Annotated in this window: 24 protein-coding genes, 1 pseudogene and 1 riboswitch; of the genes and pseudogenes, 13 read left to right on the top strand and 12 right to left on the bottom strand. The window is 76.3% G+C overall.

The features are described from left to right. Window positions 1-11 precede the first annotated feature (11 nt). The 5 genes from FKM96_RS09420 to FKM96_RS09400 form a co-directional block, all read right to left on the bottom strand. Window positions 12-935 (bottom strand): cation transporter, encoded by a 924-nt coding sequence (locus FKM96_RS09420; protein ID WP_210417403.1) that lies wholly within the window; start codon window positions 933-935, stop codon window positions 12-14. 26 nt (window positions 936-961) lie between these two features. After that, window positions 962-2,341: a UTP--glucose-1-phosphate uridylyltransferase gene (locus FKM96_RS09415; RefSeq protein WP_147795006.1), complete on the bottom strand. Its 1,380-nt coding sequence runs from the start codon at window positions 2,339-2,341 to the stop codon at window positions 962-964. 87 nt (window positions 2,342-2,428) lie between these two features. Beyond that, window positions 2,429-2,710, bottom strand: coding sequence for a hypothetical protein (locus tag FKM96_RS09410; protein ID WP_147795005.1), 282 nt, complete (start codon window positions 2,708-2,710; stop codon window positions 2,429-2,431). Then, window positions 2,707-2,964: a hypothetical protein gene (locus tag FKM96_RS09405; protein ID WP_147795004.1), complete on the bottom strand. Its 258-nt coding sequence runs from the start codon at window positions 2,962-2,964 to the stop codon at window positions 2,707-2,709. The genes FKM96_RS09410 and FKM96_RS09405 overlap by 4 nt, the downstream gene beginning before the upstream one ends. Before the next feature lie 173 nt (window positions 2,965-3,137). After that, the gene (locus FKM96_RS09400) at window positions 3,138-3,728 is read right to left on the bottom strand and encodes a TetR/AcrR family transcriptional regulator (protein WP_246855289.1); all 591 of its coding nucleotides are present in this window, start codon (window positions 3,726-3,728) and stop codon (window positions 3,138-3,140) included. 143 nt (window positions 3,729-3,871) lie between these two features. On the opposite strand from FKM96_RS09400, the gene FKM96_RS09395 reads away from it, so the two are divergent. The 5 genes and pseudogenes from FKM96_RS09395 (at window position 3,872) to FKM96_RS22195 (ending at window position 9,251) form a co-directional block, all read left to right on the top strand. Continuing rightward, complete coding sequence (locus FKM96_RS09395; protein WP_246855288.1) at window positions 3,872-5,524, top strand: ABC transporter substrate-binding protein; 1,653 nt, start codon at window positions 3,872-3,874, stop codon at window positions 5,522-5,524. After that, window positions 5,521-6,579, top strand: coding sequence for an ABC transporter permease (locus tag FKM96_RS09390; RefSeq protein ID WP_371300530.1), 1,059 nt, complete (start codon window positions 5,521-5,523; stop codon window positions 6,577-6,579). Before FKM96_RS09395 ends, FKM96_RS09390 begins: the two co-directional genes overlap by 4 nt. Beyond that, a complete protein-coding gene (locus FKM96_RS09385; RefSeq protein ID WP_371300510.1) occupies window positions 6,576-7,493 on the top strand; it encodes an ABC transporter permease in 918 nt (305 codons plus the stop codon). Before FKM96_RS09390 ends, FKM96_RS09385 begins: the two co-directional genes overlap by 4 nt. After that, window positions 7,400-8,164: pseudogene (locus FKM96_RS22200) on the top strand (ATP-binding cassette domain-containing protein); the annotation flags it as partial. The gene FKM96_RS09385 and the pseudogene FKM96_RS22200, both read left to right, overlap by 94 nt. 301 nt (window positions 8,165-8,465) lie before the next feature. After that, a complete protein-coding gene (locus FKM96_RS22195) occupies window positions 8,466-9,251 on the top strand; it encodes an ABC transporter ATP-binding protein (RefSeq protein ID WP_371300509.1) in 786 nt (261 codons plus the stop codon). 105 nt (window positions 9,252-9,356) lie between these two features. Here the strand turns inward: FKM96_RS22195 and FKM96_RS09375 are convergent, their stop codons facing one another. After that, on the bottom strand, window positions 9,357-10,280 hold the full coding sequence (locus tag FKM96_RS09375) for an NADP-dependent oxidoreductase (RefSeq protein WP_147795003.1): 924 nt from the start codon (window positions 10,278-10,280) through the stop codon (window positions 9,357-9,359). Between the two features lie 181 nt (window positions 10,281-10,461). Between FKM96_RS09375 and FKM96_RS21510 the strand changes: the two genes are divergently transcribed. Continuing rightward, window positions 10,462-10,908 carry an SHOCT domain-containing protein gene (locus FKM96_RS21510; protein ID WP_246855286.1) on the top strand — a complete coding sequence of 149 codons (447 nt, stop codon included), beginning with the start codon at window positions 10,462-10,464 and terminating at the stop codon, window positions 10,906-10,908. A 10-nt stretch (window positions 10,909-10,918) separates the two neighbouring features. Here the strand turns inward: FKM96_RS21510 and FKM96_RS09365 are convergent, their stop codons facing one another. From FKM96_RS09365 to FKM96_RS09355, 3 genes are all read right to left on the bottom strand, one after another. Next, on the bottom strand, window positions 10,919-11,518 hold the full coding sequence (locus FKM96_RS09365; protein ID WP_168216934.1) for a potassium channel family protein: 600 nt from the start codon (window positions 11,516-11,518) through the stop codon (window positions 10,919-10,921). 65 nt (window positions 11,519-11,583) lie between these two features. Further along, on the bottom strand, window positions 11,584-11,991 hold the full coding sequence (locus FKM96_RS09360; protein ID WP_147795000.1) for an ATP-binding protein: 408 nt from the start codon (window positions 11,989-11,991) through the stop codon (window positions 11,584-11,586). Window positions 11,992-12,076: 85 nt separating this feature from the next. Then, entirely contained in the window at window positions 12,077-13,420 is a 1,344-nt protein-coding gene (locus FKM96_RS09355; protein WP_147794999.1) for a hemolysin family protein, read from the bottom strand. Between the two features lie 301 nt (window positions 13,421-13,721). Between FKM96_RS09355 and FKM96_RS09350 the strand changes: the two genes are divergently transcribed. Further along, window positions 13,722-15,656: a penicillin-binding transpeptidase domain-containing protein gene (locus FKM96_RS09350; RefSeq protein WP_246855285.1), complete on the top strand. Its 1,935-nt coding sequence runs from the start codon at window positions 13,722-13,724 to the stop codon at window positions 15,654-15,656. A gap of 171 nt (window positions 15,657-15,827) precedes the next feature. Continuing rightward, window positions 15,828-15,903: riboswitch (cyclic di-GMP riboswitch) on the top strand. A 13-nt stretch (window positions 15,904-15,916) separates the two neighbouring features. Then, window positions 15,917-16,087, top strand: coding sequence for a hypothetical protein (locus FKM96_RS20640; protein WP_168216933.1), 171 nt, complete (start codon window positions 15,917-15,919; stop codon window positions 16,085-16,087). 88 nt (window positions 16,088-16,175) lie between these two features. Here FKM96_RS20640 and FKM96_RS09345 read toward each other — a convergent pair whose 3' ends face one another. Then, window positions 16,176-18,743 (bottom strand): lysylphosphatidylglycerol synthase transmembrane domain-containing protein, encoded by a 2,568-nt coding sequence (locus FKM96_RS09345; RefSeq protein WP_147794998.1) that lies wholly within the window; start codon window positions 18,741-18,743, stop codon window positions 16,176-16,178. Window positions 18,744-18,933: 190 nt separating this feature from the next. On the opposite strand from FKM96_RS09345, the gene FKM96_RS09340 reads away from it, so the two are divergent. Continuing rightward, the gene (locus FKM96_RS09340; protein ID WP_246855284.1) at window positions 18,934-19,539 is read left to right on the top strand and encodes an HdeD family acid-resistance protein; all 606 of its coding nucleotides are present in this window, start codon (window positions 18,934-18,936) and stop codon (window positions 19,537-19,539) included. A gap of 4 nt (window positions 19,540-19,543) precedes the next feature. On the opposite strand, the gene FKM96_RS09335 is transcribed toward FKM96_RS09340, so the two are convergent. Continuing rightward, window positions 19,544-20,284, bottom strand: a complete 741-nt coding sequence (locus FKM96_RS09335) for a CPBP family intramembrane glutamic endopeptidase (protein ID WP_168217076.1) — start codon at window positions 20,282-20,284, stop codon at window positions 19,544-19,546. A 291-nt stretch (window positions 20,285-20,575) separates the two neighbouring features. Here FKM96_RS09335 and FKM96_RS09330 point away from each other — a divergent pair, with 291 nt between their 5' ends. Genes FKM96_RS09330 through FKM96_RS09315 form a run of 4 tightly spaced genes read left to right on the top strand, consistent with a single transcriptional unit; the run spans window position 20,576 to window position 23,320 of the window. Beyond that, window positions 20,576-21,283, top strand: coding sequence for a hypothetical protein (locus FKM96_RS09330; protein ID WP_246855283.1), 708 nt, complete (start codon window positions 20,576-20,578; stop codon window positions 21,281-21,283). Then, on the top strand, window positions 21,280-21,582 hold the full coding sequence (locus FKM96_RS09325) for a transcriptional regulator (RefSeq protein WP_147794996.1): 303 nt from the start codon (window positions 21,280-21,282) through the stop codon (window positions 21,580-21,582). Before FKM96_RS09330 ends, FKM96_RS09325 begins: the two co-directional genes overlap by 4 nt. After that, the gene (locus FKM96_RS09320; RefSeq protein ID WP_147794995.1) at window positions 21,579-22,520 is read left to right on the top strand and encodes an ABC transporter ATP-binding protein; all 942 of its coding nucleotides are present in this window, start codon (window positions 21,579-21,581) and stop codon (window positions 22,518-22,520) included. Before FKM96_RS09325 ends, FKM96_RS09320 begins: the two co-directional genes overlap by 4 nt. Next, a complete protein-coding gene (locus FKM96_RS09315) occupies window positions 22,517-23,320 on the top strand; it encodes an ABC transporter permease (RefSeq protein WP_147794994.1) in 804 nt (267 codons plus the stop codon). The genes FKM96_RS09320 and FKM96_RS09315 overlap by 4 nt, the downstream gene beginning before the upstream one ends. Before the next feature lie 31 nt (window positions 23,321-23,351). On the opposite strand, the gene FKM96_RS09310 is transcribed toward FKM96_RS09315, so the two are convergent. After that, on the bottom strand, window positions 23,352-24,107 hold the full coding sequence (locus FKM96_RS09310) for a copper homeostasis protein CutC (protein ID WP_147794993.1): 756 nt from the start codon (window positions 24,105-24,107) through the stop codon (window positions 23,352-23,354). Window positions 24,108-24,181 lie beyond the last annotated feature (74 nt).

Genomic DNA, 24,181 nt, shown 5'->3' with positions numbered 1-24,181 from the left:
GCCGCCCCGGGCTACGCCGTGAGGCCCGGGTCGGCCGTGAGCTCGACCGTCGCCCAGACGTCGAGCGGCAGGTCCCGGAGCCGGTCGACCACGGCGCGCCGGACGTCGTCCTCGTCGTCCACGTCCCACCGGCCCGGCTCGACGACGAAGTCGACCTCCACGTAGAGCCGCCGGCCGAGCTTGGTCGCGCGCAGCAGCGGCTCGGGCAGGTCGAACGCGGTGCGGGCGGCGTCGACGGCCGCGCGGACCGCCGCGTCGACCTCGGGCGGCGGGGCGCCCTCGAGCAGCTCGTGCATGCCGTCGCGCAGCAGCCGCACCGGGAGGCGCGCCACCACCAGCACGACGACCAGCAGCAGCACGGGGTCGACGTAGCCCGCGGCGGCGTCCCGCCCGCCCGCCTGCAGGACGGCGGCGAGCGCGCCGCCGAGGCCGACGCCCACGCTGATCGCCGCGCCGGCCCACCAGGACACGACCTCGGCGTCGACCAGCGCCGAGCCCCCGGACCGCCGGCGCAGCCGCCACGCCACGAGCGCGCTCACGACCGACGAGGTGCCGCCGTAGACCAGCATCGTCGTCGGGCTGGCGTCCGAGCCCCCGGCCAGCACCTTCCCGACCGCGTCGGCCGCCCCGTACAGCAGCGTGGCGACCAGCGCGGCGCCCTGGACGACCACGGCCAGCGGCGTGGCGGCGTGCCGCCCGAAGGGGTACCGCCCGCCGGGTCGCGAGGCCGCGGCGCGCGAGGCCAGCGCGGAGACGCCGACGAGAGCGATCCCGGCGACCGTGTAGAGGCCGTCGAACAGGACGACCGCCGACCCGGAGACCAGGCCCGCGACCACCGCGGCGGTGCCGAGCACCGCCGCGGCGACCGCGGACTCCAGCAGGGCGGACCGCTCGTGGCGCGCCCCGGCCTGCTCGGTCGGCGCGACGTCCGCCACGGGCGGCCCCCTCGGTGCGGTGCGGGTCAGCCGCCGATCGTGGTGCCGGCCGGGATGGTGCCGGGGGCGCCGTCCGCCTCGACGACGGCCTCGCCCGTCGCGACGACGCCCGGCTCGAAGGTCCAGTCGCCCTTCACCGTGAACGAGGACGCGCCGCGCAGCGACGGGGCGGCGGGGAACCGCTGCTCGAACTTCCCCACGGTCTTGTAGACCTTCGTGTCCAGGTCGACCAGCGGGGCCTTCTCGACCGCGAGCCGCAGCGTCGAGTCCTCGCCGAGGTCGTACGCGTCGGACCGGAGGAGCAGCAAATCGTTGGTCGTCTTGACCGGCAGGAACCGCTCGCGGCCCACGGCGATCGCGGTCGCGCCCTCGAACACCTCGATCGCCGCGCCCATGGCCGTCTCGATCTGGAACACCTCGGGCGAGGAGGAGTCGGTCGGGTCGACGGTCTTGACGTTGCGGATCAGCGGCAGGCCGAGCACCGCGCCCCGGGCCTCCAGCGCCGCGGCGATCTGCTCCAGGTCGAACCACAGGTTGTTCGTGTGGAAGTACGGGTGCCGGTGCTCGTCGGTGAAGTAGTCCATCTCGTCCGCGGGCGTCTGCGCGGTGTCGCGCAGGATCAGCCGGCCGTCGGACTTCCGGACCGCCAGGTGGCCGCCCTTGCGGTCGGCGGCGGTGCGGCGGCACAGCTCGGCGGCGTACGGCGCGCCCGAGGCGGCGAACCAGCCGGCGATGGTCGGGTTCGGCGCGGCGCCGAGGTTGTCGGAGTTCGACACCGACGCGTACCGGAAGCCCGCGTCCAGCAGCTGCTGCAGCACGCCGGACGCGAGCAGCGCCGTGTACAGGTCGCCGTGGCCCGGGGGGCACCACTCCAGCGTCGGGTCGGCCTCCCAGGTCACCGGGGTCAGGTCGTCCGTGCGGAGCTTCGGCTCCTGGTTCTGCAGGAAGTCCAGCGGCAGGCCGTCGACGGCCAGGCCCTCGTGCTCCGCCAGCGCGGCGAGCGAGTCGGCCTGGGTGCGGAACGAGTTCATGAGGATGAGCGGCAGGCGGGCGCCGGTCTCGGAGCGGGCGTGCTGCACCTGCTCGACGATGAGGTCGAGGAACGACTTCCCGTCGCGCACCGGGAGCAGGGACTTGGCCTTGTCCATGCCCATCGAGGTGCCGAGGCCGCCGTTGAGCTTGATGATCGCGGTCTTGGCGAACGCCTCGCGCGCCGCCTCGGGGTCGATGTCGACGTCCGCCAGCTGCGGGGGGTCGAGCAGGGGGTCGATGGTGCCCTCGGGGATGAGGCCGGTGGCCCCCGCCTCGAGCTCCCGGTAGTAGTGGGTGAAGACGTCGATCGCGGTCGGGGCCACCCCGGCCGCCGCCATCTTGTCCTGGGCCTGCCGCAGTCCGGTGTCGCTCATGGGGTCGATCCTAGGAACACCGGGTGAGACGCGGCCACACGCGCAGGCGGTGGCGCGCGGCGAGCAGGTGAACGGCGGGCGACGACGTCAACGCGCGGCGTGCCGGCCGTACCGCTGCCGAGCGGCCTCGCCGGACGTGCCGACGAGCTCACCCACCACCTTCCACGGGACGCCTGCCCGCCGGGCCTCCACCACGGCCTCCGCCAGGTCCCGCTCGGCGGCGGCACGCCGGGACGCCGCCAGCCAGAGGGCCGTCGTCGGGTCGACGGAGTCGCGGTCCGCCTCGGCCGGCTCGTAGGCCTCGAACCGGTCGGCGAGCGCGTCCGCGCTCGCGATGATCTCGTCGAGCGATCGGGGCACGGTGGTCATCTCCTCAGGAGCTTCGGGCGCGCGGGGCGCATGGCGTGGACCACGCACCAGCCGCCGGACATCGCGACGACACCGACCTCGATCAGCGCGCCGGTGCGGTCGGCACCGATCACCATGGTCATGCCCTCGCCCACGTCGAAGCCGGCGACCGAGTGGTCGATGGCGTGACGGACGTCCTCCTCGGGTACCCGGTGGCGGTGCGCGCTGCCGAGGATCAGCGGCTCATCGCCGTGCAGCCAAGTTATCTTGCTCATCGCGATCCCGCCACCCCCTCCTCGGGGCGTCGGTGGGAGTGCCCGGGAGCGGGGTGGCTGGTCATGCGCGAGACGCTAGGCGCCGTGCAGCCCCGGCCGCCGGCGTCATCCACAGGCGCCGCTCGGAGTGCGCCGGAGATGTTTCGAACGCCCTGGACCGTCCCCCGGGCAGGTCAGTCCAGCGCCCCCCGCACCGGCGCCAGCGCGTGGTCGAGCAGGTCCGGCAGCCGCGTCCGCCCGGCCCCCGCGAGCGCCCAGGCCTCGACCGCCGCGACGAGCGCCCCGGCCCAGGCCGCGCCCGCCACCCGCGCGTGCAGCGGGTCGACGCCGCGGCCCGCCGCGTACGCCGCGATGGTGGCGCCGAGGTCGGCGGTGCGGCGGGCGGCCGCCAGCCGGAGGTCGTCGCCGAGCCCCATCGTGTCGGCCTGGGTGAACGCCAGGGCGACGTGGTCCGCGGGCAGCCGGGCGGCGAGGTCGCGCAGGGCCGCCTCGACCACGGCGCCCGGCGTCGCGTCCGCCGGCCCGGCGGTGAGGGCGGCCCGCAGCGCCTCGACCCGCTCGTCGAAGGCCGCCCACAGCAGGTCCGACTTCGCGGTGAAGTAGTTGAAGAACGTGCTCCGCGAGACGCCCGCGCGCTGCGTGATGTCGGCGACCGAGGTGGTGGCGTACCCGCGCTCGAGGAACAGCTCGCCGGCGGCCTCCTCGAGCATCGCCCGCGACGAGGCGTGCGGGCGCCCCGAGCGGCGCGGGGCGGGGGTCGGCACGCGCCCATGCTAGGCGGGCCGTGGGACCGGGATCACAGCCGGTGGGGGGGATGCGTGCGCCACCTGCGCCTATTGTTGGACGCAGTGCAACAACCGGTCGGCGGGTGAGCCGCGGCCGGACCCCCGACGCCCGAGGTGGACCCGTGCCCCACGCCCTCCGTCCGACCCGCGCCCGCACGGGCGCCGCACTGGCCGCCGTCGCCGCCCTCGCCCTGGCGGCCTGCACCGGCTCCGGCGGGGACGCCGACGACGCCGCCACCCCGCGCGACGGCGGCACGCTGGTCTACGCGACCGGTGACGCCGAGCCCACCTGCCTCGACCCGCACGTCGGCGGCAACTACCCGCAGGCCCTGATCAGCACGCAGTACCTGGAGCCGCTGGTCGGCCGGGACGCGGACGGCACCGTCCTCCCGTGGCTCGCGAGCGGGTGGACCGTCAGCGACGACCTGCTGACCTGGGACTTCACCCTCGTCGACGACGTGACGTTCACGGACGGCACCCCGTTCGACGCGGCGGCGGTCAAGGCCAACATCGAGCACCTGCAGGACCCGGACACCGGCTCCTCCACCGGCTACCTCGCGGTGCAGAAGGTCGAGTCCGTCGAGGTCGTGGACGCGACGCACGCCCGGTTCCACCTCACCGAGCCGGACTCCGCGCTGCTGGAGTCGCTGAGCCAGCAGTGGACCGCTATGGAGTCGCCCGCCGGCATCGAGCGCGGGACGGACGAGAACTGCGCGGCCCCCGTCGGCACCGGCCCGTTCGTCGTGGACGAGTGGGTGCCGCAGCAGCAGGTGACCCTGGTGCGCAACGACGAGTACGTGCCGCTCGACCCGCAGGCGGAGCACGACGGCCCCGCCTACCTCGACGAGATCGTCTGGCGGTTCATCCCGGACGCGGCCACCCGGTACGCCGCGCTGCGCTCCGGCGAGGTGCAGGTCGTCGACAACCCGCAGCCCGACGCGATCGCGCAGGCCGAGGCGGGCGGCGACATCACGCACGTCGACGCCCCGCGGCCCGGCTCGTCCAACCGGATCGAGCTGAACAGCGCGCAGCCGCCGTTCGACGACGTCCGGGTGCGCGAGGCGTTCGTGCGCGCGGCCGACCCGGACCCGGGCATCGAGACCCTGTTCGCCGGCACCGCGACCCGGTCGTACTCCCCGCTGTCGAGCGTGGAGCCGACCGCGTACAGCGACGAGGACCTGTTCACCACGGACATCGACCGCGCGGAGCAGCTGCTCGACGAGGCCGGCTGGACCGGCACGGACGACGAGGGCTACCGGACCAAGGACGGGCAGCGTCTGACCGTGCGGTTCCCGGTGAGCACCAACCAGTCGGTGGCCGCGGAGCAGTCGCTGTTCGAGCAGATCCAGGCGAACGCGAAGGCGGTGGGCTTCGAGGTCGTCCTGACCCCGTCCGACCTGTCCGCCTGGTACGCCGCGCTCGGTGCGAACGAGTACGAGGCCGTGTCCGCGCCCTACACGAAGGTCGGTCCGGACGTGCTGCGGATCCTCTACCACTCGGACGGCACGGTCCCGGCGCCGAGCGGCTACTTCGCCAACCACGCGCAGGTGAAGGACCCGGAGCTGGACGACCTGCTGGACCGGGCCTCCGCGACGGCGGACGACGCCGAGCGCGCCGACCTCTACGAGCGGGCGCAGCAGGTCGTGCTGGAGGGCTACTCCATCCTCCCGCTCTACGACCAGCAGAACCACTTCCTCACCCGCGGCGTCTCCGGGATGCGGACGCTGGACACGGTGTCCACGCCGACGTTCCTCGACGCCCGCCTGGGGTCCTGACCGCCGTGCCCGCCGTCGCCGTTCGCCGGGCGGTCCGCCGCCCCTGGCTGCGGTGGCTGCTGGCGCGCATCGGCGCCGCGGCCCTCGTGGCCTGGGTGGTCGCGACCGTCGTGTTCTTCGCGCTCCGCGCGGCCGGCGGCGACCCGACCGAGGCGATCCTCGGCGGACCCGGCTCCCAGGCGGGGCCGGAGGCGGTCGCCGCCGCGCGGGCGCAGTACGGGCTCGACCAGCCGCTCGTCGTGCAGTACCTGGTGCAGCTCTGGCGGGTGGCGACGTTCGACCTGGGCGACTCGTACGCGCGCCGGGTGCCGGTCTCCGACCTGCTCGCCGAGCAGCTGCCCGGGACGATGCTGCTCGCGGTGCTGGCGCTCGCCCTCGCGTGGGTGCTGGCGCTCGCGGTGGCGACGCTCGCGGTGCGGGCCACCGGGCCCGTCGGCCGGGCGTGCGCGGCGGTGCTGCGCGGGGCCGAGGTCGTGGCGGCGGTGCTGCCGCACTTCTGGCTCGGGGCCGTGCTGATCGTGGTGTTCTCGTCGACGCTCGGCTGGTTCCCGGCGACCAGCAGCGGCACCGACCCGGCGGGGTTGGTGCTGCCGACGGTGACGCTCGCGGTGCCGGTCGCGGGGTTCCTGGGGCAGGTCATGCGCGACTCCCTGGAGGAGGCGGCGGTGGCGCCGTTCGCCACGAGCGCGCGGGCCCGCGGGGCGTCGCCGGTGCGGGTGCTCTGGCGGCACACGCTGCGGCACGGGGTGCTGCCCGCGGTCTCGCTGTCGGGGTGGGCGTTCGGGTCGCTGCTCAGCGGGGCCGTCGTCGTCGAGACGCTGTTCGGCCGCCCGGGGCTCGGCCGGCTGCTGCTCGACGCGACGATGCAGCGGGACGTGCCCGTGGTGGTCGGGGCCGTGGTCGTCGTCGCGCTGGCGTACGTCGTGGTGATGCTGCTGGTCGACGTCGTCGAGCGGCTGCTCGACCCGCGGCTGCGGGGCGCCGCCGAGGTGCCCGGGACGCCCGGCGGGGCGGCACCGGCCGCGCGCGCCGGGGAGCCGGCGGTGCTCGGGTGACGGCCGTGGCGGCGGAGCGCCGGGGCGCGGCGGGCGACGGCGGGCGCGGCGCGGGCGGGGGTGCGGGCGGCCCGGGCGGCGCGGGGGCGCGGCTGACGGCCGGTGCCGTCGGGGTCGTGCGCGGGCTCGGCGTCCCGGGCGTGCTCGCGGCGCTCGCGGTGCTGTGGATGGCCGTCGCGGTGCTCTGGCCCGACGTGCTGGCCCCGGGCGACCCGAACGCCATCGACGCGCGTGCGGCGTTCACCGCGCCGGAGCCCGGCCACTGGTTCGGCACCGACGAGTCCGGCCGCGACGTCTACACGCGCGTCGTGCACGGCGCGGCGGCGTCGCTCGGCATCGGCGCGGCCGCGACCGCGATCGGCGTCGGCGCCGGGCTGGTGCTGGGCTTCGCCGCGGGGCTCGGGCCGCGCTGGCTCGACGCCGGGATCGGGCGGGTGCTCGAGGTGCTGTTCGCGCTGCCGACGCTGGTGCTCGCCCTGCTGCTCGTGGCGGTCCTCGGGGCGGGCGTGGAGGCGTCGGTGCTGGCCGTCGGCGCGGCGACCGCGCCGGGGTACGCCCGGATGCTGCGCGCCCGGGTGCGGTCGGTGGCGACCAGCGGGTACGTGGAGGCGGCGCGGCTCGAGGGGCACCCGCCCCTCACCGTGCTGCGCCGGCACGTCGTGCCGAACACGCTCTGGCCGCTGGTGTCGGTCGCGACCCTCGGGATCGGGCAGGCCGTGGTGTGGGTGTGCGCGCTGAGCTTCCTCGGGCTGGGGACGCTGCCGCCGTCGCCGGAGTGGGGCGCGATGCTCAACGCGGGCCGGGTGTACATCGACACGGCGTGGTGGCTCACGGTGTTCCCCGGCCTCGCGATCACGGCGACCGCGGCGGCCCTGACGGTGCTGGGCCGGCGGGTCGGGGCGGTGGCGTCGTGACGGGGCGGGTCGGGGAGGTCGGCGGCCCGGGGGCGGCGCTCGGCGAGGGCGGCGGCGTCGCGGGCGACGGGGTGCCGGTGCTCGACGTCGCCGGGCTGCGCGTCGCGTTCCCGGGCGGCGCCGAGGTGCTGCACGGCGTCGACCTTCGGGTGGCGGCGGGCGAGTGCGTCGCGGTCGTCGGCGGGTCCGGCGCGGGCAAGTCGGTGCTGGCGCGCACGCTCGTCGGGCTGGCGGGCGAGGGCGCGCGCGCGGACGTCCGGGCGGACCGGCTCGCGCTGCTCGGCAGGGACGCGCTGCGGTTCACCGAGCGGGACTGGCGCGCGGCGCGCGGGCGGGACGTCGGCCTGGTGCTGCAGGACGCCCTGGGGTCGCTGGACCCGCTGCGCACCGTCGGCGCCGAGGTGGGCGAGGCGCTCGCGGTGCGCCGGCCGGGCGCCGGTAGCGCGCGGTCCGCGGGCGGCTTCTCGTTCCCCCGCGGATTCTCGCGCCGCCACCCGATCGATCCGGGTGCCGCGCGAGGATCCGGTGGGGACCCGGGGACGGCGCGGGTCTCCCGGGTCGACCGCGCCGAGCGGGTGCTGGCCGCGCTCGACGAGGCCGGGCTGCCCGACCCCGCGGTGCGCGCGCGGCAGCGCCCGGGGGAGCTGTCCGGCGGCATGCGGCAGCGCGCGCTCATCGCGTCCGCCGTGGTCGCCCGGCCACCGCTGCTCGTCGCCGACGAGCCCACGACGGCGCTCGACGCCACGGTCGCCGCCCGGGTGCTGGGCCTGCTCGGAGACCTTCGCGACGCGGGCACCGCGGTCGTCCTGGTGACGCACGACCTCGGTGCCGTGGCGCGGGTCGCGGACCGGGTCGTGGTGCTGCGGGACGGCCGGGTCGTCGAGGAGGGCGCCACCGCCGACGTGCTCGGCGCGCCCCGGCACGGGTACACCCGCGAGCTGGTCGCGGCGGCACGGCTGGGCGAGGGGCCCGGTGCGGTCCCGGAGCCGGGCGCGGCGGTGCTCGAGGGACGACGGGCTGCGCCGGGTGTTCCCGCTGCCCGGCGGCGGGGCGGTGACGGCCGTCGACGGCGTCGACGTCGCGGTCCGCGCGGGCGAGGCCGTGGGCCTGGTGGGGGAGTCGGGGTCGGGCAAGACGACGCTGGCCCGGCTGCTGCTCGCGGCCGACGCCCCGGACGCGGGAGAGGTCCTGCTGGACGGCCGGCCGTGGTCGGCGCTGCCCGAGCGGGAGCGGCGCGGGCTCCGGTCGGGCGTCCGCCTGGTGCCGCAGGACCCGCTGGGCACGGTCGACCCCCGGTCGACCGTGCGGGCGGTGCTGCGGGCGGCGCTCGCGACGGGGCCCCGACCGCCCGTCCGCGCCGACCGGGACGCCGCGGCGGCCGCGCTGCTCGCGCGCGTGCACCTGCCCGCGGCGGTCCTGGACCGCCGGCCCCGGACCCTGTCCGGGGGGCAGCGGCAGCGGGTGGCGATCGCCCGGGCGCTCGCCTCGGAGCCCCGGGTGCTGCTGCTCGACGAGCCCGTGTCCGCGCTGGACGTCCAGGTGCAGGCCGCGATCCTGGACCTGCTGGTCGAGCTGCGCCGGGACACGGGCGTGGCGATGGTGCTGGTGTCCCACGACCTCGGCGTGATCCGGCGGGTGTGCGACCGGGTGCTCGTGATGAGCGCGGGGCGGGTCGTGGAGCAGGGGCCGGTGCCGGACGTCTTCGGCGCCCCGGCCCACCCGGTCACCCGCGACCTCCTCGCGGCCCGCGCGGTGTGAGGCGCCGCCGAGCGCCGTCGTCCGCGCCGAGCGCGGCAGCCCGAGCCACCGCGCTCGGCGCCAGGCACCGCGCTCGGCTCGAGCCACCGCGCTCGGCGGCGCGGGTCAGACCGTGACGACGATCTTGCCGCGGGTGTGGCCGGTCTCCAGGGCGCGGTACGCCTCGGCGGTCTTCTCGAGCGGGTAGGTCGCCGCGATCTCGACCTTGACGACGCCGCGCGCGGCGAGGTCGGCCAGGTGCGCGAGGTCGCCGCTGTCGGGGCGGACCCACACGTACTGGCCGCCGAGCTCGTCGCGGGCGCGGGCGTCGGTGATCGACGCGATCGTGCCGCCCGGGCGCAGGAGCGCCGGCGCGGTCTCGACCGCCTGGCCGCCCACGTAGTCGAGCACGACGTCGAAGCCGTCGGGGGCGGCGGCGCGCGCGGCCTCGACCAGGCCGTCGCCGTACGCGACCGGCTCGGCGCCGAGCGAGCGCAGGTAGTCGTGGTTGCGCTCGGAGGCCGTCCCGACGACGCGGGCCCCGGCGTGCACGGCCAGCTGCACGGCGATCGAGCCGACCCCGCCGGCCGCCGCGTGCACCAGGACGGTCTGGCCCTCGGCGAGCCCGGCGCGGCGGATGGTCTGCAGCGCCGTGAGCCCGGCCAGCGGCAGCGCGGCGGCCTCCTCGAACGACAGCCCGGCCGGCTTCTTCGCCGCGGTCCGGACGGGGACCGCCACGTACTCGGCCAGGGTGCCGTCCTGCACGACGTCCTTGCGGGCGTAGGCCAGCACCTCGTCGCCGACCTGCAGCTCGGGGGTGTCGAGCCCGGCCTTCACGACGGTGCCGGAGACGTCCCAGGCGGGCACCGCCGGGAAGTGCACGTCCATCAGGCCGCGGAGGTACCCCTCGCGGATCTTGTAGTCGACCGGGTTCAGGGACGCGGCGGCGACCTTCACGACCACGGCGTCCGCCCCGATGTGGGGCTCCGGACGGTCGACGACCCGGAGCACGTCGGCCCCGCCGAACTCCTCGTACACGACAGCTCTCATACCGGTGCGAACGGGCCGCCGGTCCGGCGCATTCCGGGTCGTGGCGCGGGTCACGGCTCATCCCGACCGGGTGGTCCGGCCCGCGACCACCGGTCCTAGCGTGCGGAGCAGGGGCGTGCGCCCGGCGCCGCCCGCCGTCCCGGCCGCAGCGCCGGCCTGTCGCACGAGGAGCGTGGTGGCGGTGGAGTTCTGGTCCGACTTCTGGGACATCATCTGGTGGTTCGTCTGGGCGTTCGTCTTCATCGCCTACCTGTTCGCGCTGTTCTCGATCATCTCGGACCTGTTCCGGGACCGGGGGCTGAGCGGGTGGTGGAAGGCGGTGTGGCTGATCTTCCTGCTGGTGCTCCCGTTCGTGACCGCGCTGGTGTACCTGATCGCGCGCGGGCGGGGGATGGCCGAGCGCAGCGCCCGCTCGGCGGTCGCGGCGCGGCAGGCGGGCGACGCGTACATCCGCGACGTCGCCGGCTCGGGGTCCCCGGGCCAGCAGATCGCGCAGGCCAAGGCGCTGCTCGACGAGGGCGCGATCAGCGCGGAGGAGTTCGCCGCGCTGAAGGACCACGCGCTGGGTCAGGCGCGGGCTGCGACGACGGGTGCGGACGGGACGGGCGCGCACCGGGCACCCGCCTGACCGCCGGGCGTCAGGCGCCGCTCGCGGGCGGCGGGCCCGAGGGCTCCGGGCCGCCCGCACCGTCCTGCCCGTCCTGCGCGCGCCGGACCGCCGCCAGGAACTCCCGCCCCACGAGCGCCGCGAACGCGAACCCGCAGATCATCTGCAGCGTCACCACCATGCGCGCGGTCCCCGTGACGGGCGTGATGTCACCGAACCCGACGGTCGCGAGCACGGTCATCGTGAAGTAGATCGCGTCCAGCCGGTCGACGGGCTCGGTGAAGGCGCCCGGGGACGACTCCGACAGCGAGGTGTACCCGGCGGCGAACAGCACGACGAACAGCACGGTCGCGGTCGCGAAGGCCTCGATGGCGCGCAGCACCGGGTACGGGGACCGGACGACGCTGCGGATCTGCCAGCCGAGCAGCAGCACGAGCAGCGTGAGGCCGGCGACGAGCAGCACGAGCGTCGCCGGGGTCGCGCGGTCCAGCGGCCGGCCCAGGTACAGGCCGACGATGAGCGCCGTGCTGCCGACGGTGCGCAGGGCGGTGCGCAGCCGGGCGCGACGGCCGGACGGCCGCGTGGCGTCGTGCGGTCGGGACGGTACGGGCGGGGCCGGCTGCGCCTCCATCCGGCCATCGTGACGGCGCGGGGCCTGGAGCGGCATCCCCCGCCGCGGGCGGTGTCGTCAGGCGGTCAGGCCGTCAGCCCGTGGGTGCCCGCGGGGGTCTCGAACCAGACGGTCTTGCCGCGCCCCGGGTGCAGCTCGACGCCCCACGCCGTGGCCAGCGCGTCGACCAGCCGCATCCCGTGGCCGCCGATCCGGCGCGCGTTGCCCGGCTTGACCAGCGGCAGCGTGGGGTCGGGGTCGGTGACCTCGACCCGGACGCAGTCGTCGTGGCACTCGGCGGTGAGGGCGATGTGCCGGTGCGCGCGGGTGTGCACGACGGCGTTGGTGAGGATCTCGCTGGTCAGCAGCTCGACGGTGCGGGCCGCCTCGGCGGTCGCGTGGCCGAGCTCGGCCTCGTGCGCGGCCCAGCGGCGGCCGGTCGCGACGGAGCCGGGCTCGGGGTCGAGCACGAGGCGGTGCGGTCGGTGGCCCACGCGCGCTCCCTCCTCGTCGTGCCCGGTCCCGGCAGGTTGGCAACAGGGTGGGGCACGGAGGCGCCGCGCGCATCCCGGACGCGGGTCAGCCGCGGCCCTCCCCGGTCCCGTCCGGGGCGGTCCCGCCCGGGGCCGGCGCCGCCGGCTCCTCGGGCGGCGGCACGACCCGCACCCGCGCGATGCGACGGCCGTCGACCGCGGTGACCTCGACCCGGTGCCCGTCGACGTCCACGGCGTCGCCGACGTCGCCCAGCCGGCCGAGCCGCGCGATCACGAACCCCGCGACGGTCTCGTACGGCCCGTCGGCGAGCGGCACCCCGGTGAGCTCGGTGAACTCCTCGATGGTGATGCCGGCGTCGTAGGAGCCGGGCGCGCCCTCGCGGGCCTCGGCGCCCGAGGACCCCGGCATGTCGTACTCGTCGCGGATGTCGCCGACGAGCTCCTCGACCAGGTCCTCGAGCGTGACGATGCCGTCGGTGCCGCCGTACTCGTCGACGACGACCGCGATGTGCACGCCCTCGCGGCGCATGGACGACAGCGACGGCAGCAGCTTGTTCGTGCCGGGGAGCACCACGATCTCGCGCATGACGTCCCGGACCCGGACGCCGGTGCGGTCGGTGGCCTCGAGCAGCTCGCGGATGTGCAGGAACCCCAGGACGTCGTCGAAGTCCTCGCCGATGACGGGGTACCGGGACCAGGGCTGCTCGCGGACCTGGTCGAGCGCGTCGGCGAGGGTGAGGTCGGCCTCGAGGAAGTGCACCTCGGGCCGTGGGCGCATGACCTCCGCCACCGAGCGGTCGGTCGCGGCGAACACGTCGCCGAGGATGCGGCGCTCGTCCTCGGGCAGTCCCTGGTGGGCGATGACGAGGTCGCGGAGCTCGGCCTCGGACATCTCCTCGCTGGTGGCGTGCGGGTCGCCGCCGAACAGCCGGACGAGCAGGTTCGTCGACTTCGACAGCAGCCAGATCACCGGGCGCATCAGCGTGGCGAACCGGTCGAGGGGCGGGGCGACGGCCAGCGCGACCCGCCCGGACTGCTGGAGCGCGATGCGCTTGGGGACGAGCTCGCCCAGCACCAGCGACAGGTAGGCGATCACGAGGGTCAGGGCGACCAGCGCGATGGTGCCCGCGAGGCCCTCGGACACCCCGAGCGCCTCGATGACGGGCGCGAAGTCGGGGGCGATCGTCGACGCCCCGTACGCGGCGGAGAAGAACCCCGCGACGGTGACGCCGATCTGCACCGCGGCGAGGAACCGGTTCGGGTCGCGGGCGACGGACGCGACCCGCGCGCCGCGGGCGCTCTGCCGCTCGAGGTGGTTGATCTGGCTCTCGCGGAGCGAGACGAGCGCGATCTCCGTCCCGGCGAACACGCCGCCGATCAGGATGAAGAGCAGGACGAGGGCGATGTTGCCCCAGGTCTCGGAGTCCATCAGCGGCGAGCCCCCGTGCGGTCGGCGCGGGCCGTCGGGCCGGTGCGCGGGGTGGTGCGGGCTCGCCGCACGGGACTGCAGGGCTGGTCGGGAGGCGACATCGCACCATTCCAGAGGCGTCCGGGGCTGTCGTCAACCGCTGGCGGCGCGGGACCGGGTGCGCACAGGACGCGCACAGCACGTCCCCGGATCGGCACGCAGAACGGCCCGTCCGTGCAGGTCGGGATCCCTAGGCTGACGGTGCCGGCGGCGCGTCGCCCCCGGTGAGGCGGCGGACGACGGGGTGAGGCGTGTGAGGTCGGTGCGGGTCGCAGGGGGTCGGGGCGCCGCGCGGCGCGGGGTGGCGGTCGGCGTGCTGCTCGCGCTCGTGGGGGCGCTGGCGGCGTGCTCGGGCGGGCCGGACGACCGGCAGCGGACCGCGGACGCCCTCGCCGACGCCCTCGCGTCGGGCGACTTCGCGGACGTCCCGCTCGACGGCGCCACCGCCGCGGAGGCGGGCGAGGCGCGCACCGCCGCGTACGCGGGTCTGGACCCGTGGCAGCCCGAGGTCGCGGCCGGCGACGTGGTGGCGGCGGACGACGACGCGGCGGCGTCGGTCGAGCTGACCTTCACCTGGGACGTCGGCAGCAGCGCCACCACGTGGACGTACACGACGCACGCGAACCTGGCGAAGGTCGACGACGAGTGGCGCGCCCGGTGGTCGTCGATGCTGCTCGCGCCGGACCTCGCCGCCGGCGAGGCCCTGCAGGTGCACCGGGTGCAGGCGGAGCGCGCGGACGTGCTCGGGGCGGGGGACGCCGTACTCGTCGAGTCGCGCCCGGTGTTCCGGATCGGCATCGACAAGACCCGCGTCCCGGCGGAGCAGGCGGACGGGGCGGCGCGCGAGCTGGCGGCGGCCCTCGGCCTGGACGCCGACGCCTACGCGGCCCAGGTCGCCGCGGCGGGGGAGAAGGCGTTCGTCGAGGCGATCGTGGTGCGCGACGACGACCCCGCGTACGACCGTGGCGCGCTCTCGGTGGTGCCGGGCGTGAACATGATCGAGACCGCGCTGCCGCTGGCGCCCAGCCGCGCGTTCGCCCGCCCGGTGCTGGGGACGGTCGGCCAGGCGACCGCCGAGATCGTCGAGGAGTCGGACGGCGCCGTCGTCGCCGGCGACCTCACTGGCCTGAGCGGCCTGCAGGCGCAGTTCGACGATCAGCTGCGCGGCGAGCCCGGGTTGACGGTGGTCGCGACCGCCGGCGGCGCGCAGGAGCGGGAGCTGTTCCACGTGGAACCCCAGGTGGGCGCGCCGCTGCGCACGACGCTCGACCCCGCGGTGCAGCAGGCCGCGGAGGACCTGGTCGCCACCGTCGTGGGCAGCGCGAGCGCGATCGTGGCGATCCGGCCGTCCACCGGCGACGTGCTCGCCGCGGCCAGCGGACCGGGCGGCGGCGGGATGTCGACGGCCACGCTGGGCCTGTACGCGCCCGGCTCGACGTTCAAGGTCGCGACCTCGCTCGCGCTGCTGCGCGCCGGCCTGACCCCGGACAGCACCGTCACCTGCCCGGAGACCGCCACCGTCGACGGCCGGTCGTTCCAGAACTACCCGGGCTACCCGGCCGACGCCCTGGGCGACATCACGCTGCGGACGGCGGTCGCCGAGTCGTGCAACACCGCGTTCCTCACCGCGGCGGGCACGGCGCCGCAGGAGGCGCTCGCGGCCGCGGCGGAGTCGCTCGGCCTGGTGGCGGGCGCCGACCTCGGCTTCGCGGCGACGCTCGGCGAGGTGCCGGCCGAGGCCACCGGCGGCACCGACCACGCCGCGTCGATGATCGGCCAGGCCCGCGTCCAGGCGACGCCGCTCGGCATGGCGACGGTCGCCGCGTCGGTGGCGGCAGGCGCGCGGGTCACGCCGCGGCTCCTGCTCGACGGGGCGGCGGAGACCGCGACCGCCGTGCCAGGGCCCGCCCAGCCGCTGACGCCCGCCGAGGCGGACGCGCTGCGGTCGATGATGCGGGCCGTGGTGACCGAGGGCGGCGGCGACTTCCTGCAGGACGTGCCGGGGCCCGAGGTCATCGCCAAGTCGGGCACGGCGCAGTACGGGTCGGGGGAGGACCTGCAGAACCACGCGTGGATGATCGCGGCGCAGGGCGACCTCGCGGTCGCGGTGTTCGTCGAGACCGGGGACTTCGGCTCGACGACGTCGGGGCCGCTGCTGGAGTCGTTCCTGCGGGCTGTGGCGGTGCCGGCCGCCTGAGAACCAGGCTGACCTGCGCATTCACCGGAAAGCGGCGTCCCGCGGGCCGGGTGGGCGCTGTCCGCGCGTTTTGTCCGCTTTGGCCCGAGTGGGTGAAATGCGTGTTCTGGGCTGAAGTTTCCCGGCAGCACCCTTCCGCTCGGCCCGGCGCCGGGCCTACAGTCGCCGTGTCAGCGACAAGGGCAAACCCTCCGCGAGGAGGGGACGCAAAGCCACGGGACCCCCGCAGGTCAGCCGGGCTGCCGAACGAAGGATCTGCCATGGAACAGCGCGGCTTCTACGAGCCGGCCGAGCGTGAGGGCTCCGACCTCCGCTCCGACGTGACGGGGCGCAGCGCGACGCGCCTGTCCTCCTGGTCCCGCATCGCGGCGACCCTCGCGACGCACGGGGACCTCGTGCCCGCGCAGCGCGAGTGCACCTCCGCCTCCTGATCGCACGCCCCACGGGCGCCCGCGCCGCCGCGCCCCGGGCGCCCGTCGGCGCGCCCGGAGGCCGGACGCCGCGCGCCGGCGCGTGGGGTCAGAGCTCGCCGACGCGCTGCATGTACCGCATCGACGCCCAGCCGACCGGGATGCGCAGCCAGTAGGTCAGCACCCGGAACAGCACCGCCACGGAGGTGGCGACGCCGGGGTTCACGCCGATGACCGTCAGCGCGCCCGCGAGGGCGATCTCGGTGGTGCCGATGCCGCCGGGCGTCGGGGCGATCGAGCCGGCGGTGTTGCCCGCCAGGTAGACGATCGCGACCTGCACCAGGGACAGGTGCTGGTTGAACGCGAGCAGGCACACCTCGAACGCGAGGATGTAGCCGAACGTCGTGATGAGGTTGCCGGCGAGGCCGACCGCGAGCCGGAACGGCTGCCCGACCACCTCGATGAGCCGGGGCCAGGTCTGCTGCACCGTCGGCAGCGTCTTGGCGGCGACCCACTGCCGCACCTTCGGCACCAGGAGCGCGGCGCCGATCAGCGCCGCGAGCACGCCGATCACGACGACCACCGTCGGGGACACCGTGAACCGCTCGAGCTGGTTCGTGCCGGACGCGACCGACAGCACCAGCAGCATCGGCAGCGTCACGACGAAGTGGGACACCTGGACGAGCGCCACGGTCGCCGTCGCCAGCGAGGTCGAGGTGCCGCGGCGGGTCAGCAGCCGCAGGTTGATCGCGGCCGGGCCGATGCCCGCGGGCGCGGCGAGCGCCACGAACGTCGACGCCGACTGCGCGACCGAGGCGCGCCACAGCGACAGCTTGACGGGGGAGAACGCCACTAGCGACAGCGCCGCCCCGAACAACGTCGCCATGCCGAGCAGGAACGCGAGAACGCTCAGCCGCCAGTCGGTCGTCGAGAGCGCGTCGAGGATCGTCTGCAGGTTGATCGACGTCAGCAGGATGATGACGGCGGCCGTCGTCAGCAGGATCGTCAGCACGGCGCGCGCGCCGAACCGGACCAGCTGCACGGGCTCGACGTCGGCCTCGGGCAGCCGCGCCACCAGGGCGGACCGGAGCTCGGCGAGCACCTCCTTGTGCACGCGCAGCTCCTCGCGCGTGCGGCGGGGGAGCGTGATGGTCTGCAGCAGCGGGCCGATCGCCGCGATGTCGCCCTCGGGCAGCACCGCCACGGCGGACTCCAGGGCGCGGGCGGGCCCCACGCGGAGCGCGAGGAGCGCGACCATCTGGGTCCGGTCCATGCGCTGCGCGAGCTCGGACGAGGCGACGTCGCCCTGGTCCCAGCCGACGAGCCACACGGTCGGGTCGTCCGGGCCGTCTGCCACCAGGATCACGTCGCTGGTCAGCGCGCGGTGCGCCAGCCCCGCCTCGTGGGCGGTGCCGAGCTGGCCCCAGATCGCGCGGAGCACGTCGTCGGTGATGACCTCGGGGTCGAGGTCCGCGAGCGAGGTGGCGGCCGGGACGGGGTCCTGCACCAGCAGCATCGACGAGTCGGCCTCGGCGATGCCGCGCAGCGCGGGGTTGCGGACGCCGGCCGCGGTCGCGGTGTACGACAGCAGCGCGGCGCGCTCGGCGGCCTGCCGCAGCGACACGACCGACCGGCCGTCCAGGCCGCGCAGGCGGAGCGACCGCCACAGCCGGCTGAGGAAGCCGATCACCTGGCGGTCGCCGTCGAGCACGAGCACGTCGAGCTCCTGGCCGTCCTCGGTGACCATCTCGTACGCGCGGTGCTCGGCGTACCGGACCGCGGCCCGCGCGCCGGCGCTGGGCGCGACGGCGGGGGTCCCCGGGGTGGCCTGCAGCGCGGCGGGGCGGTGGTCGGCGTCGTCCGCCGCGTCGTCGTCCTCGTCGGGCACCCGCACGAGGACCCGCGGCTGCCAGCCCGCACGCCGCACGCCCGCCAGGAGGCTCGCGCCGTAGGCGCGCTCCGAGCGGACGCCCGAGACGTACCGGACGGCGAGGCCGGAGGCGCGGCCGAGCAGCAGCGCGACCGCCACGCCGGGCAGCGAGGCACCCGCGGTGATGACCATGACGCCGACCGCGACCCAGACCAGGTTCCACGACCACGAGACGGTCCGGCGGCGGCTGCGCGGGCCGGTCGCCGTCAGCAGGCCGGCGATGAGCGCGAGGTACTCGGGGATGGACAGCGTCAGCTGCCCGTTGAGCCGGACGGAGAGCCCGGCGACCAGCTGGTCCGAGCCGAGGTGCTGGACCAGCCACGCGACGCCCGCCGCCGCGAGCACCGCGACGATCGCGGCGATCGAGGCCTCGACCATCTGCCGCCCGAGCCGGCGCACCGCGAGCTCCGCCAGGACGGCGATCGGCACGAGGTAGGTGACGACGGTCTCGAGCAGGGTGACCGGCACGACGAGGATCTGCCGGAGCAGCGACGCGAAGCCCTGCACGTCCTCCGCGACGCCGGACGTCGTGTTGTGCGCGTACGTCGCGAGCGCCATGACCGCGACGGCGCCGACGAGGCTGAGCACCACGCCCAGCAGGTCGCTCGGGTGGTGCACCCGGACCGCGGGGGTGTCGAGCACCTGCGGGCGGCCCAGCCCGTCGAGCGGCACCTGCGTGCGCGCGCCCGCGGCGGGCCCGTCGGGTCGACCGGGCGCCGCCGGCGCGCTGGTCGAGGCGTCGGGCATGGTCGCGAGTCTAGGCAGCGCAGGGCGCCCCGGGTGGCCGCTGCGTGCGCGCCGTGCGGATTTCCGTCCGCGAGGATGACTCCCTCCGTGCGCCGTCTCCGTCGCGAGGATGACCCCCGGGGGCTAGCGTGACCGGCGAGGAGGCCGCCGGACGGGCGGCGCCCCACCGCACGACGACCGGGAGGCGCGCGTGGCTCAGGACGTGGAGGGCCGGGTCGCGGCGGTGCTGCGGTCGGTCTGGTGGCTGCCGGTGCTCCGGGGCGTGCTGATGATCGTGCTGGGCCTGCTGCTGCTGGTCGAGCCGCTCGGCACCCTCGTCGCGCTGGTCTGGGTGTTCGGCGTGTTCGCCGTCGTCGACGGGGCTGTCGTGCTGATGCAGGCGCTGCTCGCGCGCGGCCGGCCCGGGTTCGGCTGGCTGGTCGCCGAGGGCCTGGTCAGCATCGGGTTCGGCGCGCTCATCATGCTGTGGCCGGACGTGACCGCGCTCGTGCTGTTCTACCTGCTGGCGCTCTGGGTGCTGGTGCTCGGGGTGACCGCCGTGATCGTCGCGGTGACCCAGTACCGGGCGCGGGACCTGGCCTGGTCCGGGACCCTGGTGTTCGGGCTGATCGGGTTCCTGTTCGGCCTGCTGCTGGCGATCAAGCCGCAGGGCACCGTGGACGTGATCCTCACCGTGTACGGGCTGTTCGCGTTCGTCGCCGGCGTGGTGATGCTGGTGTCGGGGTTCGCGACCCGGTCGCTGAGCCGGCAGCTGGCCGCGGGCGGACGGGCGCCCACGGGGTCGACGCCCGTCTGAGGCGTCAGCGGATCCCGAGCGCCTCGCGCCACGCCGCCGGGAGCAGCGCGTAGCCCACGAACGCCACGACGTCGAGCACCGTGTGGGCCACCACGAGCGGCATGGTGCGCCGTCTGCGCCGGTAGTACTCGGCGAACACCAGGCCCATGACGACGTTGCCGAGGAACGGGCCGATGCCCTGGTACAGGTGGTACGACCCCCGCAGCACCGCCGAGGTCACGAGGATCGCGGGGGTCCGCCAGCGCAGCTCGCGCAGCCGCTCCATCAGGTAGCCGACGACGATCACCTCCTCGAGCAGGGCGTTCTGCAGCGCGGAGAGGATCAGCACCGGCACGGTCCACCACGCGGCGTTCAGCGCGGCGGCCTGCACCTCGACCGTGATGCCGACCGCCCGGCCCAGCACGTACAGCGCGAGGCCCGGCAGGCCGATCAGGGCCGCGAGCCCGAACCCGACGCCCAGGTCCCGGCCGGGGCGCGACCCGTCCAGGCCGATCCGGCGCGCGGCGCTCCGCCCGTTCGCGGACAGCAGGTACAGCGCCAGGGCGACCGGCACCAGCGCGAACCCGATCGACAGCAGCTGGTACGTCAGGTCGAGGTAGGGGCGCGGGGAGCGGCTGGCGTTGAGCGTGGTGCTCTGCGACGCCAGCGGGGTGCCCGCCGTGAGGCGCGCGGCGATGTTGACCACCGCGTACACGGCCGACTGGCCGAGGGACAGGCCGAGGACGATCCAGATCTCGGCCGTCAGGCGGCGGCGCCGGGCGCGCTCGGAGACCGGCGGGGTGCCGGGTGGCGGCGCCGTGGCGGCGAGGCCCCCGGGTGCGGCGGCGCCGGGCGCGTCCGGGGCGGGCTCGGCGGGCGGGCGCGGGTCACGGACGGTCACGCCCGGCAGCGTAGGCCCCGCCGCTGACCGTCGGCTGGACGTCGTCTGTGCGGGCGCTTGTGCACGCGATCGCCGTGGCGCTAGGTTTGCGCCGCAAAGTAGTTGGTGAGTCGCTCCCGCTCGGGTCCGCCGCCGCCGAGCCCGAGGACTGCCGCCATGCCGCACCCCGCCGACGCACCCGGCGCGCCCCGAGCCACCGACGCACCTCGTGGTGCCGAGCCGGTGGACGACGGCCCCCTCGACCCGGCGCTCGCCCGGGCGATCATCGACGCCCAGCGCACCCGGGTCCGCACGACCGCCTACACCGACGACCGCGTGATCTTCGGCGTCTGGTCCGTCGCGTGGCTGGTCGGGTACGGCGTGCTGTGGGCCACGAGCGGCCGCGGCGTCACGGCGATCCCCTGGTGGGCGTGGGCGGTGTTCGGCGTGCTGATCCTCAGCGGCGTCGCCACGACCGTGCTGCACTCCGTGCGCCGGATGTCCGGCATGGACGGCGTCAGCCGCCGCACCGGGCAGCTCTACGGCTGGTCCTGGTTCGTCGCGTTCGCCGCGGGCCAGACCCTGGTCGGCGGGCTCGCGGGCGCCGGCCTGCCGGACGAGGCGGTGACCCTCGCCGCCAACGGCATCTCCGCGCTGATCGTCGCGGTGCTCTACATGGCGGGCGGCGCCCTCTGGCAGGACCGGGCGCAGTTCGCCCTCGGGGTGTGGATGGCCGTGGTCGCCGCGGCCGCCACCGTCGTCGGGCTGCCCGGCACGTTCGTCGTCATGGGGCTGGCGGGCGGCGGCGGGATGGCCGTCGGCGCCCTGCTCGCGCACGTCGCGCAGCGCCGGGGCCGCGCGGCCCGCCGCGGGGCGGTCGCGTGACGGACGCCGACCTCGACCCGGTGATCCACGCGCAGTCCCGGCTGCGCGTCGTCGCCACCCTCGCGGCCCTCGCCCCCGGCGACCGGCTCGCGTTCCCCCGGCTGCAGCAGCTCCTCGAGATGACGGCCGGCAACCTGTCCACGCACCTGCGCAAGCTGGAGGAGGCGGAGTACGTGACCGTCGAGAAGACCTTCGAGGGCCGCACGCCGGCCACGTACGTCGAGCTGTCGCCGGAGGGCCGGGCCGCGTTCGCCCGGTACACCCGCGCGCTCACCGACCTGCTCGGCGGTGCCCGGTGACCGGCGCCCTCGTCGAGCTGGACGGCGTCACCCGCCGGTACGGCGACGTGGTCGCGCTGGACGACGTGTCGCTGGCCGTCGGCGCCGGGGAGATGGTCGGGCTCCTGGGCCCGAACGGCGCCGGGAAGTCGACGCTGCTGTCCCTGGTCAGCGGCCTGCGCCGGCCCGACGCCGGCACGGTTCGGCTGGCCGGCCGCGACCCCCGCGACCCGGCCGCGCGCGCCGGGCTCGGCACCACGCCGCAGGAGACCGGGCTGCCGTCGACGTTGCGGGTCGGCGAGGTCGTGGACCTCGTGGCCGGGCACTACGCCGACCCGATGCCGCGCGGGGAGGTGCTGGAGCGGTTCGGGCTCACCGACCTCGCGCGCCGGCAGACCGGTGGGCTGTCCGGCGGGCAGCGGCGCCGGCTGGCCGTCGCGCTCTCCCTCGTCGGTCGCCCGCGGGTCGTGCTGCTCGACGAGCCGACCACCGGGCTCGACGTCGAGGCACGCCACGTGCTGTGGGACGCGCTGCGCGACTACCAGTCCGGCGGGGCGACCGTGATCGTCACCAGCCACTACCTCGAGGAGATCGAGGCGCTCGCCCGCCGGGTGGTCGTGGTCGGCGGCGGCCGGGTGCTCGCCGACGACGACCTGCCGACGATCCTCGCGATGGCGGCCGCGCGGCGGGTCCTCGTCGAGGTGCCCGAGGCCGAGGAGCCGCGGTTGCGCGCGCTGGCCGGGGTGCTCGACGTCCGGCGCGAGGGCCGGCGCACCGTGCTGCTCGCCGGCGACGCCGACGCCGTCGTGCGGGCGCTGGTCCGCGAGGACGTGCCGTTCCGCGACCTCGAGGTCCGGGGCGCGTCGCTCGAGGAGGCGTTCCTCGCGCTCACCTCGTCTGCGTCGTCGGCCGCCTCGTCGCCCACCACGTCCGGCACCACCGACCGGGAGACCCGATGACCGCCGACGTGCCCGCCGCTGCCGCCGCCCCCGCGTCCACCGGGACCCGGTCCTGGCTCTCGCTCGCGCTGCTGCACACCCGGTTCCAGCTGCTGGAGTCCGTGCGCGTGCCGATCGCCGTCATCGGCAACCTGCTGTTCCCGTCGCTCGCGCTGCTGTTCTTCGTGGTGCCGCAGCGCGCCGTCGCCGACGACCCGCTCGCCTCGGTCGCCGCCGTCGCGCAGCTCGGGACGTTCGCCGTGATGTCGGCGTGCCTGTTCACCCTGGGTGCGGGGGTGTCGGAGGACCGGCAGCTGGCGTTCGACCCGTACGTCCGCACGCTGCCCGCGGGCGCCGGTCCGCGCCTGGCCGGGCGGATCGTGAACGCGATCGTGTTCTGCCTCGGCGCGCAGGTGCCGGTGATCCTGATCGCGGTCCTGCTGACCTCGGCGTCGGTGACCCCGGCGCGCGGGCTCGGCGGGCTCGCGATGGTGCCGGTCGTCGCGGTGCCGTTCACCCTGCTCGGCCTCGCGATCGGCTACGCGCTGTCGGCGAAGGCGGCGATCGCGGTCGTGCAGGCGGTGCTGTTCCCGCTCGCGTTCGCCGGCGGGCTGTTCCTGCCGCCGGAGGCGTTCCCGTCCTGGCTCGACGCGCTGTCCCAGGCCCTGCCGTCCCGCGCCACCCGCGACCTGGTCGTCGAGGTGACGACCGGGATCGAGGGCTCGCCCTGGGCGCTGCCGGTGCTGCTGGCGTGGACGGCGGCGTTCGCCGCCCTGGCGGTCCTGGCGTACCGGCGCGACGAGGGCCGCAGGTTCCGCTGACCCGGTACTCGCGCCGGTGGCCGGGTCGGGGTCAGGCGCGCGCCAGCGCCGCGGCCGCCTGGGCCACGAGGTCCGGGTCCGTGACCGTCCACCCACCCGCGGAGCCCCCGCCGCCCGGTCCGCCGTCGCCGGCCACCGCGCGGCTCGCGGACAGGTGCACGGCGTCCACGCCGGCCGCGACGAGCACGCCGACGTCGACGGGTCGCACGCCGCCCCCGGCCATGACCTGCACGGCGCCCGCGGTGTGCTCGACCATCGCGGCGAGGCGCCGGACGCCGTCGATGCTGCGGGCCTCGCCGCCCGAGGAGAGCACCCGGGTCACGCCCGCGGCGGCGAGGGCGTCCAGGACGGCGAGCGGGTCCGCCACGGAGTCGACGGCCCGGTGGAACGTGACCTCGCGGCCGTCCGCGGCTGCGACCAGCGCGGCGAGCGCGGGCTCGTCGACCCGGCCGTCAGCCGTCAGGGTGCCGACCACCACGCCGTCGACGCCGAGGTCGACCGCCGCGCGGACCTCGCGCACCTGGACGTCGAGCTCGTCGGCGTCGTAGACGAACGACCCCGGCCGTGGCCGGACCAGCACGTGCACGCCGGTCGGTGCGGCACCGCCGGCGGCGCGGGCCTCGCGCTCGGCGACCAGCGCCGCGAGCAGGCCGGCGCCCGGGGTCAGCCCGCCGGTCGCGGAGAGCGCGGCGCACACCTCGACGCGCGCGGCCCCGGCGTCGGCGGCCACGCGGTAGCCGGCCAGGTCCTGGACGGCGATCTCGAGGACGGGTCGGGACACGCTCACGGGCTCCTCCTGGGCGGCGGGGGTCGGTGCCGACCGTAGCGCCTCCGGGCGCCACCTCCTCGGGACGTCCGCGC

The organism is Cellulomonas sp. Y8, assembly GCF_008033115.1.
In the GTDB taxonomy this organism is placed as follows: domain Bacteria; phylum Actinomycetota; class Actinomycetes; order Actinomycetales; family Cellulomonadaceae; genus Cellulomonas.
The sequence above is the reverse complement of the archived record's forward strand: the minus strand, read 5'-3'. Positions and strand labels throughout refer to the sequence as shown.